13 protein-coding genes and 2 pseudogenes are annotated in these 15,900 nt (G+C 38.5%); 9 read left to right on the top strand and 6 right to left on the bottom strand.

All coding sequences use genetic code 11. From position 1 onward, the window contains the following. Positions 1 to 26 precede the first annotated feature (26 nt). From JMY01_RS13160 to JMY01_RS13135, 7 genes and pseudogenes are all read left to right on the top strand, one after another. Positions 27 to 1,649 carry an N-6 DNA methylase gene (locus JMY01_RS13160; RefSeq protein ID WP_201576631.1) on the top strand — a complete coding sequence of 541 codons (1,623 nt, stop codon included), beginning with the start codon at positions 27 to 29 and terminating at the stop codon, positions 1,647 to 1,649. 1 nt (position 1,650) lies between these two features. Further along, positions 1,651 to 2,802 carry a DNA cytosine methyltransferase gene (locus JMY01_RS13155; RefSeq protein WP_201576622.1) on the top strand — a complete coding sequence of 384 codons (1,152 nt, stop codon included), beginning with the start codon at positions 1,651 to 1,653 and terminating at the stop codon, positions 2,800 to 2,802. Then, complete coding sequence (locus JMY01_RS13150; protein WP_201576619.1) at positions 2,753 to 4,600, top strand: McrB family protein; 1,848 nt, start codon at positions 2,753 to 2,755, stop codon at positions 4,598 to 4,600. Before JMY01_RS13155 ends, JMY01_RS13150 begins: the two co-directional genes overlap by 50 nt. A 7-nt stretch (positions 4,601 to 4,607) precedes the next feature. Further along, positions 4,608 to 5,552, top strand: a complete 945-nt coding sequence (locus JMY01_RS13145; protein WP_201576602.1) for an LlaJI family restriction endonuclease — start codon at positions 4,608 to 4,610, stop codon at positions 5,550 to 5,552. A 136-nt stretch (positions 5,553 to 5,688) separates the two neighbouring features. Then, positions 5,689 to 5,832: pseudogene (locus JMY01_RS14485) on the top strand (transposase); the annotation flags it as partial. A 9-nt stretch (positions 5,833 to 5,841) separates the two neighbouring features. Continuing rightward, a complete protein-coding gene (locus tag JMY01_RS13140) occupies positions 5,842 to 6,435 on the top strand; it encodes an IS630 family transposase (RefSeq protein ID WP_374220380.1) in 594 nt (197 codons plus the stop codon). Positions 6,436 to 6,570: 135 nt separating this feature from the next. Further along, entirely contained in the window at positions 6,571 to 6,783 is a 213-nt protein-coding gene (locus JMY01_RS13135; RefSeq protein WP_201576595.1) for a hypothetical protein, read from the top strand. 136 nt (positions 6,784 to 6,919) lie between these two features. Here JMY01_RS13135 and JMY01_RS13130 read toward each other — a convergent pair whose 3' ends face one another. The 5 genes and pseudogenes from JMY01_RS13130 to JMY01_RS13110 form a co-directional block, all read right to left on the bottom strand. Continuing rightward, positions 6,920 to 7,390, bottom strand: coding sequence for a hypothetical protein (locus JMY01_RS13130; RefSeq protein ID WP_201576590.1), 471 nt, complete (start codon positions 7,388 to 7,390; stop codon positions 6,920 to 6,922). A gap of 340 nt (positions 7,391 to 7,730) precedes the next feature. Beyond that, positions 7,731 to 8,096 (bottom strand): hypothetical protein, encoded by a 366-nt coding sequence (locus JMY01_RS13125; protein WP_201576589.1) that lies wholly within the window; start codon positions 8,094 to 8,096, stop codon positions 7,731 to 7,733. 122 nt (positions 8,097 to 8,218) lie between these two features. Further along, positions 8,219 to 8,515, bottom strand: coding sequence for a hypothetical protein (locus JMY01_RS13120; RefSeq protein ID WP_201576588.1), 297 nt, complete (start codon positions 8,513 to 8,515; stop codon positions 8,219 to 8,221). Positions 8,516 to 8,677: 162 nt separating this feature from the next. Next, positions 8,678 to 10,360, bottom strand: a complete 1,683-nt coding sequence (locus JMY01_RS13115) for a hypothetical protein (RefSeq protein WP_201576582.1) — start codon at positions 10,358 to 10,360, stop codon at positions 8,678 to 8,680. Between the two features lie 136 nt (positions 10,361 to 10,496). Continuing rightward, positions 10,497 to 11,423 (bottom strand): annotated as a pseudogene (locus JMY01_RS13110) (YifB family Mg chelatase-like AAA ATPase); the annotation flags it as partial. Positions 11,424 to 11,574: 151 nt separating this feature from the next. On the opposite strand from JMY01_RS13110, the gene JMY01_RS13105 reads away from it, so the two are divergent. Both JMY01_RS13105 and hemN read left to right on the top strand, forming a co-directional pair. Then, a complete protein-coding gene (locus JMY01_RS13105; protein WP_201576580.1) occupies positions 11,575 to 12,525 on the top strand; it encodes an arylamine N-acetyltransferase in 951 nt (316 codons plus the stop codon). Between the two features lie 196 nt (positions 12,526 to 12,721). Continuing rightward, positions 12,722 to 14,245, top strand: a complete 1,524-nt coding sequence (gene hemN / locus JMY01_RS13100) for an oxygen-independent coproporphyrinogen III oxidase (RefSeq protein ID WP_201576579.1) — start codon at positions 12,722 to 12,724, stop codon at positions 14,243 to 14,245. A gap of 240 nt (positions 14,246 to 14,485) precedes the next feature. Here the strand turns inward: hemN and JMY01_RS13095 are convergent, their stop codons facing one another. Then, positions 14,486 to 15,868 carry an esterase-like activity of phytase family protein gene (locus JMY01_RS13095; protein ID WP_201576577.1) on the bottom strand — a complete coding sequence of 461 codons (1,383 nt, stop codon included), beginning with the start codon at positions 15,866 to 15,868 and terminating at the stop codon, positions 14,486 to 14,488. Positions 15,869 to 15,900 lie beyond the last annotated feature (32 nt).

Genomic DNA, 15,900 nt, shown 5'->3' with positions numbered 1-15,900 from the left:
GTATAAATTGTAATAGGAAAACATTAATGAAAGCCGAGTTATATACTCTTGTATCTAACCACATATATGGAAAGTACAATGAGAGAGAAAGAAAAGCCTTGTTTTTAGAATTAGCTACGTTGATTGAACCTAGCTATTTGACAAGTAATGATTTGAATGATGCGACAATTGACTATCCTACTGTACAACGTCGTTTGTCTGTGATTAATGAAAAACAAAGTATTAGAAAGAAAAAAGGTGTTTATTACACGCCTATAGATTTAGTAAGTTTTATTGTATGCAATACCGTTAAAGAGTTATATGGAATACTAACTCCTAAGAATCTAAGTGACACCTCATTAGAGGAAGTGGATGCTAAAGACTTTTGTTTCAAAAAAACTTGCTACGATCCGACTTGTGGTACAGGCGAGTTTCTTATAAATACGTTAACTCTAAAATATGACTTAGCTGAAAATAAATTGTTGCCTTTGACAAGAGCTAAAATACACAAAATCGCAAAAACTATTTACGGAAATGACATAAACCCTGAATCAACCCTAGTGGTAAAACTAAGAATATTTTTGGTTATTTTAGAGAAATTTGGTGTTAGCGCAGTCAAAGGTATATTTAAAGCAATTAGCGATAACTATGATAATTACGATTTTGTAAGTGTAGAGCCGAATATTGAATATGACCTAGTACTTGGGAATCCCCCATTTGTAGAGGACTCTAAATATCAGGGTGATTTGACTGAAAAGTTTGGCAATATTTATGCAAATATATTGTTAAATAGTGCCAAATCATTGCACAAAAATGGTGCGTTTGGTTTTGTTATTCCAATTTCTTATATTTCTACGCCTAGAATGAAGAAAATACGAGATATGCTGTTAGAGCTAATGCCGAATCAGTATATATTGAGCTATGCTGATCGCCCTGACTGCCTTTTTACTGGTGTTCATCAGAAACTGTGCATTGTAATCGCAAGAAAGTCTGATGCTGTGTCTATTCATACAAGCCAATACAACTACTGGTACAGTCATGAAAGACCAGCCTTGTTTAATGAAATTGAAGTTATTAAAAATGAGTATAACCACTCTAATTTTATTCCAAAACTAGGCAATAAACTAGATGTTCATATATACGAATCTGTTTCAGCTAACAAAGATAACTGTGTTTCAAACCTCAAAAACCTTCTCTCTAGTGGCAATGTTCCTGTTTACTTAAATATGAGAGCTACCTTTTGGATGAAGGCCTTTTTAAGAAAACATGATAGCGGTGAATACAAGAAATACGGTTGTCAAACTGTAGAGGAGGCAAGCTTAGCATTTTGCATACTTAACTCATCTTTATTTTGGTGGCATTGGGTGTGTGTTTCAGACTGTTGGCACATAACCAATAAAGAGTTAGATGGTTTTAAAGTACCTAGTAGCCTCAAAGAAGAGGATTACGCTCGATGCATAGAACTTGCTAAATCTTTAGAGAGCAAACTTGAGGAAACTAAGAAGTTTGTTGGCACTAAACAGACAAGTCATGAGTACAAGCATAAATTATGCTTAGACGAAATTCATGACATAGATGACTTTATTAATTCGTTATACAACCTTCCTGAGAAGGAAAGCGAATACGTTAAATCATTTGCTTATAAATACAGAGTTGGTGAGGGGAAGTAAGATGAAAGTAATTGATTTGTTCGCAGGTTGTGGTGGTCTTTCTTTAGGCTTTATCCAAAATGGGTTTGAAATCACTAAGGCAGTCGAGTTTGATGCTGAAATAGCAAAAACCTATTCAGAAAACCATCCACAAACAAACATGATTGTAGATGATATTGCAAATATTGATAACAACAAACATTTCTTTGAAGGTGAGGCTGATATCGTTATAGGTGGGTGCCCTTGCCAAGGCTTTTCTACAGCAGGAGCTAGAATAAGAAAGGATTTCGTTGAAGATCCACGAAATTATCTTTTTAAGCATTTTTTGAATATTGTTAAGACAGTTAAGCCTAAAATATTTATCATGGAGAATGTTAAAGGCATGATGACCATGCAAAAAGGTGAAATCTTTAGAGAGATTATCACTGCTTTATCAGATAAAGAAATTATGGACGGTGAGCAATATCACGTTTATTACAAGATATTAAAGGGCATTGAGTTAGGCATCCCTCAGAAGAGAGAAAGACTGTTCATTGTAGGTATTAAGGACAATGAAATTGATTTTGACGCTTTATTGCTAGACACTAAACAAAAAATACTTCAAAGCAATGAACGGTTCTTTGATAAAGTAAACATCAAAGACGCTATTGCGAATCTACCTACTGTAAGTGTCGATGGATTTGTCAATAACCCAAAGGCCACTACAAGCTACGAAAAATACTTGTCATCAACAACTGCAATCATATCTAATCATATAAAAACAAATCACTCAGAAAAAGCAGTTGAGCGAATGCGTAAAATAGGCAATGGCGAGAATTTTACTAGCCTTGATGAAACGATTAAATCTGTTCATAGTGGTGCTTACGGTAGGTTATGCTGGGATGAGGTAGCACCAACTATAACAACACGTTTCGATACACCTGCTGGTGGTAGGTTTATCCATCCTACTGAAAATAGAACCCTATCCCCTAGAGAAGCTGCTAGAATACAGAGTTTTCCTGATAACTTTATTTTTGTTGGCAACAAAACTTCTGTCTGTAAGCAGATAGGAAATGCTGTGCCACCAAAAATGTCCTTTTATTGGGCTAATTTTGCTCAAATTGTTTTAAGTCAGAGTGTTAATTATGAACGAGCTGCTACAGAGGAAGCTAACGAAACTTGCGGAGCTGGATAACCTACAATGCTGGTATTTGGTAAAGCAACCTACAGAGTTCGGTTTGATTTGCTATCTAGTGTTTTTACTGAAAAGGTATAAAGAAGAAGGCTACAGAGGCAATATAGCAGAATTTGTTAGTGAACAAACGCAGGTGTTGAGGTCAGCCAAACCTGATGTTAATTTTTCTACAAACTATAGAGCATTGAGGGTTGCAGCATTTTTTGGGTTAATAAAGCTTGAATTTGACTCTTCAACTGGTAGCTATAAAAATGGTTACGAAAATGCAGAAATAACTGAGGTCTTTGAAGAGATCAATGATAGATGTTTAGGTGATTTCGAAAAAACTCATCTATACGCAAATATAATCCAAAGACAAATTGAGAAAATGTTTGTTAGCTCCAAAATAGACGAACAATCTGACGACATTCGTTCTGAGTATCGACTTTACCCAGCAATGCTATTGTACAAAATTTTAATTGAGCTAGGTCTTAGTCAAGGTAACTATCGCATATCAATAAGCGAATATAAATATTTAGTGGTGACTACTGAGAGTTTTAATCAGTATTTAGATACGCTTTTGCTAATAAAGCTATTAAGAGAGGATGAGTCTACTATTACTGAATTTGAGAATTTAGGTAATAAGTTTGATAATAGGCTAATCCAAGCGCTAAAACAACTTCCTACCCTTCTCATCGACTCTCATTACATAACACTGCTTCCTGAGAAAATTAGTGAAGTGGCCTTAAAGGTTTTCGCTTTCGAACAAAACCCTCAAGTATTTGATACTACAGAATATATCGACTTTCTTTGTAGTAAAACTAGCCTGTTTGAACTACCTAACTTTAATACAGACTTACTCTCAGTTGATCCTGCAACAGTGGTTGCTAAACAAAACTTATCAGGTGCAGAGAGTTCAAGTGATAAAAAGGGCGATAACATCATATTATATGGTGTTCCTGGAGTAGGAAAAAGTCACTTTATATCTAAAAACTATTGTGATGATGAACAAAGGTTTGAGAGGATTGTCTTTCATCCCGACTATATGAATACTGATTTTATTGGACAAATCCTACCCTCTCTTGAAAATGGAGTTGTCGAGTATAAATTTACCGCTGGTGCGTTTACGAGAATCTTAAAAAAAGCACATACAAACCCTAATGAGCATTACTATTTAATAATCGAAGAAATAAATCGAGGTAATGCACCTGCTATATTTGGTGAGGTTTTTCAACTATTAGACAGGGATTCTAATGGCATTAGTGAATATACAATTTCTAACCCTTATATATCAGAAGAGGTTTATGGCTCAAAGGATTGGACAGTACGTTTGCCATCAAACTTGACTATATTAGCAACTATGAACACCGCTGACCAAAATGTTTTTACGCTTGATACAGCATTCCAAAGACGTTGGCAGATGCAAATGATAGAAAATGATATTGAAAATTGTAATTTTAAAGATAAGCCTATCTTAGATACCACAGTATCTTGGGGTCGTTTTAACACGGTTGTTAATAATCAGATTTTGTCTAGTAGGCGATCAGTAATATCGTCAGAAGACAAAAGATTGGGGGCATACTTTATTAAAAAGGAACTGTTAGAAATAGGGTTGAACGGTAGCAACAGTAGGTTCGCTGAGAAGGTATTAAAGTACTTATGGGATGACGCTTTTAAATTGAGCCGAGACGACTTATTCAACAACAACTATCAAAGCTTGGATGAAATAATAAAGGGTTTTAATAACTCTATTGCAGATGATAGATTAGATATCTTTAATTCAGATATCAAGACACTACTGTTAATGCCTTCTGAGTAAATTTGTTATGTTAAACGAAGGACACCAAACGATAGACAGAAACTTGTCAGCAATTTGTAGGAACGCTACAAATACAGATGGTGACGAGTTTGTAGGTATAAAATTTAATTGGAATGAACATGATTCAAGTTTCGATATTGCTATTACATTTCCGTTAGGATATCGGATTGGCGAAGATAATGAAACGGTTAGAAATGATATATTAACTCTAGTCTCAACGCTTCACACTTATGAAGATCACGAGTCAGCCTCGCTCAACCAAGATAACACCTCTACTGCTACAAACTACACGTTTCCTATACAGGCGTATATAGATGTCATGTATGACTATCTTGACAGAGGTGGCTATTATGTAGAACAAGATGAAATATACATAAGTAGTAATAGTGGTAGAGTAAATTGGAATCGTACCATACGTCATGAACGTCCAATAATGCAAAAAAACGGTGTCGTTTACCTTAATATGCAGGTTAAAAAGCATAATGAAACGGATAGAAACTTAATCACTGAAATAAGCAAGTACTGTGTTTATGAAAGTTTTTTAAAATTAGGTTGGTTGTACAAGTACAGCCTACCTCCAAAACCAACAATCACGTTCAATAAAAACTTGTTCTTATCTGTGTTGAGAGAAAAACTAGCTACCACTCATAAAGACAGAGACAAAAGACTCATTCAAAATATGCTTGATATAATTTTATTTTTAGATAAAACATCACAGCAAGAACAGAGTTTTAACTTCGGTACAACTAGGTTTGAATATGTTTGGGAGAGGTTAATAGATAGTATTTTTGGAATAAAAAATAAAGATATTTATTTCCCTAGGGCTACATGGGAACTATTCTTTAGTTATGGCAAAAACAATAGCGCCCTACAGCCTGATACCATCCTAAAAGCAGATGATATTATTGTTTTAGATGCAAAATATAGTCAATCCCACCTAAAAGTGTTATAAACTAACTATCAAATTCAATTGTTATTATAAAGACCATGACTTACTCACTAGATTTTCGCAAACAAGTACTAAAAAGCTTAGACGAGGGTATGACCTTTGCCGAGGCAGCTAAATTCTATAACCCAGCCCAACCACCATACAAAACTGGAAGAGACGTGTTCATAGCAAAACAACCAGGCAAACCAAACCCTATAAAATACCAGATGATGTGCTACTTAATGATGTTCAAGAACATCCCGATGATTACCAGTATGAGCGAGCTCGTCGTCTAAACTGTAGTAAAACAGGCATTTATCATGCCCTAAAGCGACTTGGCATCAGTCAAAAAAAGACCTTAGAACACCCAAAAGCCTGTCCGATCAAAAGAGCGATATACCACAGTAAGCTTGATAACTTTAAACAACAAGGCTATCCCATCGTCTATATGGATGAAAGCGGCTTTGAGCACGAGACCATTCGCTCTCATGGTTATGCACCGATTGGTAAACCCTGTATCGATAGTTACAACTGGCAAGGTAAAAAGCGAACCAACGTTATCGGTGCTCTATATGAAAAGATGCTGTTTGCCCTAGATTACTTTAAGCACAACATTAACAGCAGCATATTCTACGACTGGTGCAAACACAAGCTAATCCCAAGTCTTAAAACCAAATGCGTGATTGTCATGGATAATGCCAGATTTCATAAGAATAAACGCATTCAAAAGCTACTGAACAGGCACGGTCATCGTATTCTTTGGCTACCGCCGTACAGCCCTGATCTGAACCCTATCGAGAAAAAATGGGCTCAGGTAAAGTTTCTACGCCAAGGCTGGTTGGAAAATGACTTATCCAAGTTGTTTTATGATGTTTGTCCTAACCATAACAATTTTATTTTGAACTGACTATACTATAGATATGGTGAAACCGCATTAGGCTCTCACTTACCTCATTCATCCTCTATCAATAAGCAAATAACGTATGGAGAGCATATATATAATAATCATAAAGACGAGAGCGAGGTCTACAATGCTTTTTTGATGCCATTTAGAAATGATCATCACTTATTTAATACGACCGCTAACTACTTAGCAGTCGGTATCGCTAAATCAGAATGGAAGAAAAATAATAAGCCTCATGAGCTTGTTTTAGGCGTTTTGGTTGATATTAAACACTTAATGACGGTCAAAAACAAACCTAACCCTAGTGAAATTGATAAATTGTTAGAGACCGTTAAAAATGCTTTACGCTAGATATGTAGTATTGATAAGGATGCTTATCGATACTACGAGCCTTTCCCAAACCTAGTAAGTCAGCCTAGTCTGGGTATACTGTATAAGTAAAAAATTACGTCTCTCTCAAGTGAAAACCTTTAATAGCAACCAAAAATCAATAAGCACCTAAAATGAGATAATTGCCGTTATCAAGTTTTGTGAAATCGTTTTCACGAGCTAGAATGGCCGCAACCTCATTAAAATAATCGGGCGACTTCATCAACTCAGATTGTAAAAATTGTAGCAATTCCTCATCGTTTAAATCATGTTGCAAGCTGTCAAACTTTTCTTTCGCATCAGCACTAATGCTAATAACAGTAGAACGGACCATATTGATGATTTCGCTGGTATGTTCTTTTACTTCGCTCCTAAGCTCGTAAACAACACCCGAAGCATCCCACTCTAGGGCGTCATTAAAGAGCGGCTCCCAAGCAATAGATGCTGAGTCATTACTTTCGCTTTGCACACGCTGATATTGGCTTAAAATAGCGTTAATCGCTTCTACGCTAAAATCGCTTACAAGCTCATGCCGCCCAAATTCTGCAATAAAATCCTGCGCATTTAGTTCTGACGTACCAGTAGTCATGTCTATGGTCCTTGATTTCGTCTTGATGTGCTTATTATAATCCTAATTCGGCGTAAGCCACACTTACACAAAGTTTAGGAAAGGCTCGATACTACATCAATGAAGTTTAAAATTGAGCTAGCAACTCATTGATATCTCTTAAATTAGAGTACATCAACCATCGGGCATCGCCCTCACCAAAATTCTGTGGTCTATTAGTATTTAAAAGCGTGTTTTCTGTCTCATAGCCGTATATTGTTGCACTCTCTATACTGTCCAAGTTAATAACTTTTTGCTTTATATCAGGGTCTATGGCGTTAAGCTTAACACCTACATAAAAGTTTTTAGGTTCGTTCAGCTGCTAGAGATTTACCATGAGTCTTCTATGATTTGATCTAAAACCTGTTTTTATATCCACTGTTTGATTATTAGCAGTTTCAAAATCAAACCCATCTACATTATCTTGTCCTTGAAATATCTCAAACATTGGTTCAAAGTCTACTTGTACACCTCTATTAATGAGAGCTTGAGCAAATGCAACCTCTCCTAACTTACCTACATAAGTTCTTTGTATTCGCACAGCATTGGAAAGATCTAAATTGTCTGCTCTTCTAATATCGGCTGGTAACAACCTGTCAAACTGATTATTATCTAATATTATACTTTGTGCGAACTCTAAGGTTCTTTGTTTTAGCTGTGGCGGGATCATTACATTCATAACTGGCATTCAATGAAACTCCTTATATTTCTTAGACCTACATTTTAATAACATAGACATAATTTTGATTTAGTTTAAGGTTTATAAATAACTTGAAATACAATCCTAAATACTGAGCTACTGAAACTGATTCAAATCCTCTTGTCTAATAGGTTTTGATACTGATTACATAGACCTAAACCTGTACTTATAGCTGTACTAAGATCAAAATTATCTTTAACGCTATACGGCACGTTTGAACGCATATCACCACTTTTTAGAGAGCTGGTGGCCGCTTTATTCAATGGTGTGCCGATATAGGACTCATCCGTAAAACCCTTTGGTGCAAAATATACTTCACGACCAAATTTTGGATGATAACCGCATGAAATTTCGCCGTAAGGTACAGTGAATGGGTAGGGGGTAGCGTGCTCAAAAGACCATGACATCTCGTTTACATTAATAAAACCTGCACCATAATATTCATCATACTCTCGACTTACAGGCTATCTCTGTTAGCAATAATGCTGAGTAAAACGTCAGTTTATTCATACGAATAATTTTCTTGCAACTCCATCGCATTTTAAGTTTCATTTTACGAGCACTCACATTTATTTATTCTTCAAGCAATTATCTATCGCTTTCTTAACCCAATTAGCACTCTCACCGTTAGTATGTTTAAAGTATCTAATAGTGCCAAATTTAGATATTGAGCTTGTATCGGACAACCGGCCATTATTTCTAAATAACTGACCTAAAACTTTTCTTATGGCCTCGTTTATGAAAACATCCTCATCCATTACTTTTATGACAATACCGCTGGTTTGGCTGCCTTTTTTCTTACAATCGAATAGGTAAAACACTCCAAGGTTAGTAATCAGGCGCATAACGAATACCACCTCCACATCAGAGTTATATTTATTACTACGCATACCACGTACTTTCTCACCAATAAATATATGATCGTGAGCAAGGTTTACGCAGTCTATGACCACAGGAGCATAACCCAAAGTAACCTTCAGTTCTTGAGCGTAGCGTAATAGGCGATCAAAATTATTCTTAACGGAGTGGACTGCACCTATCTCTGCTAAAACTTGTAACCTACCAATATCGCCATTCGCATTACCATCTACACCGTCAGCAAAAGCGTCAGGCTCGTTTTGAGGTACTCTTATGATGTCTGAGTTACAGTTACCTATAACATCATCTAAAGTTGTATTCGTACCCTTTACAAGCTCTCTGATAACCCCTATCCGCTCTATTCTATGTCTGACCACAGCAGTGATTATATTATTGGCATCTCTTTCGGCTTCTAATACTATCTCATCAGACTCAATGGTGTTATAGAGCGGTCTAATTTTTGATGTTGGTGGTGCGGCACCGTCAGCGTATGCAGCAAAACTAGGTTTGTCTATCCTATACTCTATGGCATTTCCTTTTGGCATAGACATGCCTAAAATTTCGGTACAAAGTATGGTCTGCTCATCAACCTTCAGGCCTGCTATTTTGAGTTGAATCTCTTGTTTATGATAAGGCTCGACCTTCAAGGGGTGGTACTGCCTGTCATTCCTAAGCATCCTACTATTAAGGCTCCAAACCATTCTTTTAGTATGAGCGTCTGTTTTTAAATGAAATAAGAATACAGCGTCGGCAATCACGCATCGATCAGGTATCGTGATCAGATCACCACAATTATCGTTTATATTTAAACTCTCTTCGACCTCCTGCTTATGCCAACTAATTAGAGCTTTATTGATTTCTTTTGATACCCCATAGTGTGCAACAAAAAACAAAACCGATGGGATAACTATTTTAGTATTACCAGTTTGTACAACGAGGTTGGTATTAGAGTCTGTTTTAATGTCATCAACTGGATAGTTATCAGGCTCAAGAATATACTCGGTTTTATTCACTGAAATACCAAAGTGATTAGTATATGTAAGGTTTGGGCGTTCTTGTTGCTTATCGTTATATGCATCTAACGTGGTATATAATGTTTCAAAATCGTACTTTTCATTACAGATACCATTAACCCAAATAGACCCTATGGGCAACTTCAAAATCGATTTAATCGATACTCCAATTACAACTTGCTTGTTGGTAGTAGAGTTTAAGAGGTACACTTGAACCGTTTTACGTCTACGATGATAGTATATTTTTCCATACCATAGTACGATGTACTCAGCCTTTGGGTTGTAGTAACTTCCTAGGCATATCTTAAAGTATCTTTTGATATCTACCATACCCATGTATTTAACTTTTTTACCGTTAGCCTTGAATAATGCATCAAACATAACCGACCCCTAGCATGCTGAATCTAGGTAGCGAGTTAGCTATTTTTTTGAAGATAACTTTGCGCAAATAGGAGGGGCTAAAGATAGTTTTTTGACATCTATTCTTGGAATATGACATTAATTGTTGGAATTGACAACCCCCACCAACCAAAGCCACGGCTGATATGGTGTGATGGACTTGTCTGAATGGCCGTGTTCCATAGTCATAATCGCTGTCTGCCACCGAGTAGGTACTGGCAACCTCTAATGCATCCTCATCACTTAAATCAGGCAGGATAGTCGGTAGCCGCGATGCCATCAACGTCTTGCCCGAACCGGGTGGCCCTGTAAATAATAGCGAATGACCACCAGCAGCAGCAATCTCTAAGGCGCGCCTAGCATGATGCTGGCCTTTGACATCCGCTAAATCTACTTTGTAACCCGCATGCTGCTGTATTGGACTGGGCGTGACAGTCTCCAAACACTCATAAGTTCCGCTTGGGTCTGCTAGCGATTGTAAATGGTCACAAACTGCTTTGAGACTTTGAGCACCTAATATCCCTACTCCCTCGACACGGCTGGCTTCCGCACCATTATCTATCGGTACGATTAACTGCACTGTTTGTCCCTGCTTACTCAGTTGTTGGTCATTGATTTTTGACGCTTGTACTACCTTTGACGCCAATGCCTCTGCTTTTATCGCTCGAGCGACAGCCAAGCTTCCAGTCACTTGACGCAGGTTGCCATTTAGCGCAAGCTCACCGATAAACTCAAACCCTGACAGTACTTCTGGCTCTAGTTGACCACTGGCTGCCAAGATGCCAATGGCAATCGGCAAGTCTAGCCTTGCGCCATCTTTTGGCAGGTCTGCCGGTGCCAAGTTAATCGTCAAGCGGCGATTGGGAAATTGGAAACCTGAATTAAGAATCGCTGAGCGCACTCTGTCTTTACTCTCGCGTACGGCAGCTTCGGGTAAACCTACAATGGTAAGCGCAGGCAAGCCTTGTGACAGATGCACCTCAATAATAACCTTTGGCGCGTGCAGGCCAACAACCGAACGCGTATAGACTTGGGCAAACGACATGAGCGTTTCCTAATAGAGGGAATATTGATAATAGAGCATTCATTAACTGTGCGCAAATAGTGTGCTTTATTATTTAGAATAAAAATAGATCTTGAATGGTAAAATTAAAACATAAGGCAGCCGATTCAAATATAAAAGCCTAGGAGTATCCATGAGCGACATTAATTATAAGTATTATCTTAAACAGTTGGGTTTTACAGAGTTGGAGATTAATCAATCGATTACTCCTGATTTAGATACCTTAAAACGTTTACAGTTGGCACATTTAACGCAGTATCCTTTTCAAAGCGTGACCACTATTTTGGATAGACCAGTGGACTTAGAAGAGGAGACAATCTATGACAAGTTAGTTGTGCGACGTTTAGGCGGATATTGTTATGAGCTCAATAGTTTATTTTTAGCGCTGCTGCGTCATTTAGGTTATGAGGCGCGTATCATTACTGGCATCGTGATTATAAACAATCAACTCGAGCCGCGTAACGCTCGCACTCATATGGCTTTAATGGTGACTGTTAATGAACAAAATTATTTGGTTGATGTGGGTTTCGGTGGTCTAGTGCCCAGTGCTCCCTTGCTATTTACCTATAATCAAGAAAACTACAAAGCTGACACTCAAAAGGACAATGATCAACTCGAGCCACAAATACAAACTACGCCGCATGGCCTCTATAAAATCATTAAAGATGATAGCTTCGATAATCAAACTGAGAACCCGATACTCCCTCATAGCCAAGTAAATTATGAGCGCTATATCTTATGCTGCGAAGTTAAGTCTGAATGGCAGATGCTCTATGTTTTTGATTTATTACCGCAAATTAAAATAGATATGATTGTCGGTAGCTGGTATATATCCACTTATCCTAAATCACCTTTTAAAGCTAGGCTTATGGCTTCAAGGCTTGATGAAGATGGTGTAAGACATAGTTTACTGGACCACAAATATACTCGTCGTCAGCTGGGCAAACCCAGTCAAAGCACTATTCTAAAAGACCTAAATGAAGTATTGACGCAGCTAAAGGAAGTGTTTTGGATAGATATCGCTGATAAGCTAACTCCAAATGAGCAGCTAAAACTAAAGCATTTTTTGGAAAACAATCAATAAATAGTCCCTATATAAAACCCACCAGCCACCACAATATTAACAAGGATTTGCTATACTAAACACTATCTATTCAACCATCACTTATTACCAATTAGACGATAGAGACTTAGATATTAATACCAACAATAACAAGTGTTTAGTAATATTTATCTCATAGGCGTTTAAAATAGTAAGATGGTAACATCAGGAGTACCGTATGACTGAATACTCAGAAAGTCTGATCAATCAGCAGCAACCCACCACCGTCCGTCCTGTTGTCGAGCCCAACAATCCTTACGCGAGTACTCGTGGTAGTCTAGCTAGTAAGCAGCTACCTACTTTTGATGAAGCGATTATCAATAAATACAACCGTTCGGGGCCGCGCTATACTTCCTACCCGACCGCTTTAGAGTTCTCACCAATGCCAGAGGGTCTTGAAACAAAAATCCTTCAAGATCGCGAAGCTCGCGCTCCTTTATCTTTATATTTTCACATTCCATTCTGTCGTCATCTTTGCTACTACTGCGCCTGTAATAAGATTATTACCAAAAAGAACAGCGACTCAGGTGACTACTTGCAGTATTTAATCGCTGAGATTAAACATAAGCGTCGCTTATTAGCTGTGTCAGATGGTAGTGATAAACCACTCGTTAAGCAGCTACATTTAGGCGGCGGGACGCCAACCTTCCTAAGTGATGAAGAGATGGTACAACTGTGGGAGTTTTTGCAGACTCAATTTGAGTTTTTACCTGAAGACGAAGGTGACTACTCTATCGAGATCGACCCACGTGAGCTGGGTGATGAGACGTTAAAAATCCTACGCAATCTTGGCTTTAACCGAGTCAGCTTAGGGGTGCAAGATTTAGACGAGACCGTACAAATCGCAGTCAATCGCGTGCATTCAGCGGAGCTTATTGAAAATGTACTCAACGAGGCACGTGACTTAGGTTTTCATTCTATTAATCTTGATCTAATTTATGGCCTGCCGCATCAGACACCTGTGACTTTAGATAAAACAGTACGCCGCATCATCGAGATGTCACCAGATCGCTTGTCAGTATTCAACTACGCGCATCTGCCTGAACGATTTAAAGCCCAACGCCAAATCAAAGATGAAGACTTGCCAGATCCAGCGGCTAAGCTCACCATGCTTGGTAATACCATCAATACGCTGAGCGAAGCGGGTTATCAATATATCGGTATCGACCACTTTGCCAAGCCTGATGACGAGTTGGCTGTCGCACAGCGCGAAGGCAAGCTGCATCGCAACTTCCAAGGGTATACCATTATGGGCGACTGTGATTTGCTGGGCTTTGGGGTCTCATCCATCAGTCAAATTGCCAATGCCAATACCCGCTATATCCTGCAAAACGATACCGATCTACAAGCCTATCAAGCCAATATAGATGCTGCACAGAGCAATCCTGCTGTCATGCCTGCGGTAAAAATTATCAAAACCTCTATCAAAGATCGCTTGCGTGAATATGTGATTATGAATTTACTCTGTCACGACTATATCGACTTTAAAGACGTCAACCAAAAATTCGGTATCGATGCCATCACTTACTTTATTGAGGAAATTCAACAGCTTGGCGCCATGCAAGAGGACAAGCTCATCGATATGGACGCTGCTGGTATTCGTGTATTACCGAAAGGTCGCCTGCTTGGTCGTAACGTAGCCATGGTATTTGATGAATATCTTGATAAAAAGCATAAGAACCGCTTTTCCAAGGTCATTTAAGGCCTCTTAATTCCGCTATTAATGATAGAGAAAGACCTCAATTTTATAAACTGAGGTCTTTTTTGTTGTTTATGATAAAGGTGGTTATTTAAATTAAGTCAATCTGGTCTACCGTCGTTCCTCTATAAAGACATACAGTGCTACTGGAGTAAATTTCCCGCAGCCTCTGTCTGCGTAAGCACAGCACGCAAGGAAAATATATCAGTAGCACGTTATAATAATGATACTTTTTATTTAGGATTAATTATATTCAGTAGGCATGACGATATATAGCCTATTGGCATCCTCTATGGTTTTTTCACTATCCAGATATTTTTGCTCAACGGTACTTTTCGAATTGATAATCGTTGAGTCTGTCAGCGCAAAATCATCATCATTGAGTAGCCCAAGTGAGCCATCTTGGCGTAACCATAGACCTTCTAGCTTGTCATGTGGGTAGTCTAACGTTGCGAGAACATCGACTACCAATGTCTTTTTAACTGGTTTAATATTTATGCTTTCAAATACTTGCCAATTGTCTTCACTCTCTGCAATGAGCTGCTCTAGCGTTTGTCCGTTGACAGTCAAGCCTACTGCCTCGTCTTGCTTGATACTATCTGTGCTAGCAATCGTCTCAACATTAGTAGCATTAACGATATTAATTTTATAGATAAGTTTTTGCGCAGAACTATCTTGTAGCGGAAACTTACGGTCATGCTCAATCACATAAAACTCATAACTGTTGAGCGCAACAATGCCCGAGGTCACATGCTGCGCTTTATCAAGACGATACAAATATTGCGCTATGTGACCCGAATCTAAATTGATAGTGACTATCCGCACCAAACTAGACATACGCCCTGATTGATCAGGATTATCCATGGAAGACTCCATGATACCGACCAGTGTCGTCTGGTCAGGAGTAATGGTTAACGCTTCCATCCCGCGATTGGTACGACGCTTAGTAAACTCTGGCGGTAATAAAATCCGCTTACCATCAATGACCACGTTATTGCGCTCATCACTTGCAAACGGATTGATACGTGCAATCTCTACCCCGTCCGCATCATAATGAACCAAGTGCGGCCCATACTCATCACTGATCCAAAAGCTGCCATCTGTGAGTACAGCAAGGCCTTCAGGATCCAAACCTTTGATATCCGTTCTGATGGGATTACTTACCTCATCAAAAGGCAGGTTTGGATTCACAGTCATCGGCTGTCCGTCGACATCGTAAGGGACTTCATTGGTTCCGCCCAACGCTTTTGGATTTGGTAATCCAGTAATAGGCTTGCCGCTGCTGTCTTTAAGCAGTATCTCTTTAATCTTGGTAATACTTCCGTCGGCTTGTAGCTCAAACAGCCCAATGCGCGGGGTATAATCAGGTACCAAAAATTGCTTACCCTTACCTGCAATGCCCTCAAAATCAGCATTAGGGCCTCGATCAGCCAGCACATAAAACTGATTGGCATTGGTTGGATGTGCCGCTGCATCTGAGCCAAAGCCGCCGCCTCGAATCTCAAGCTTGTTCTCGGGATAAGCAGCATTGGTGTGCGAGTCATCAAGCACGACATAAGGTAGTGGACTGCCTTGTAAAAAGTCATCTATATTGATGAGTTCTGTATTCACATTTTGCTTGGTCATTTTTGCATCCCTTAAACAGTTTTTATTATTAA

Source organism: Psychrobacter sp. H8-1 (genome assembly GCF_904846575.1).
GTDB classification, from domain to species: Bacteria; Pseudomonadota; Gammaproteobacteria; order Pseudomonadales; family Moraxellaceae; genus Psychrobacter; species Psychrobacter fulvigenes.
This window is presented reverse-complemented; position numbering and strand designations above follow the sequence as displayed.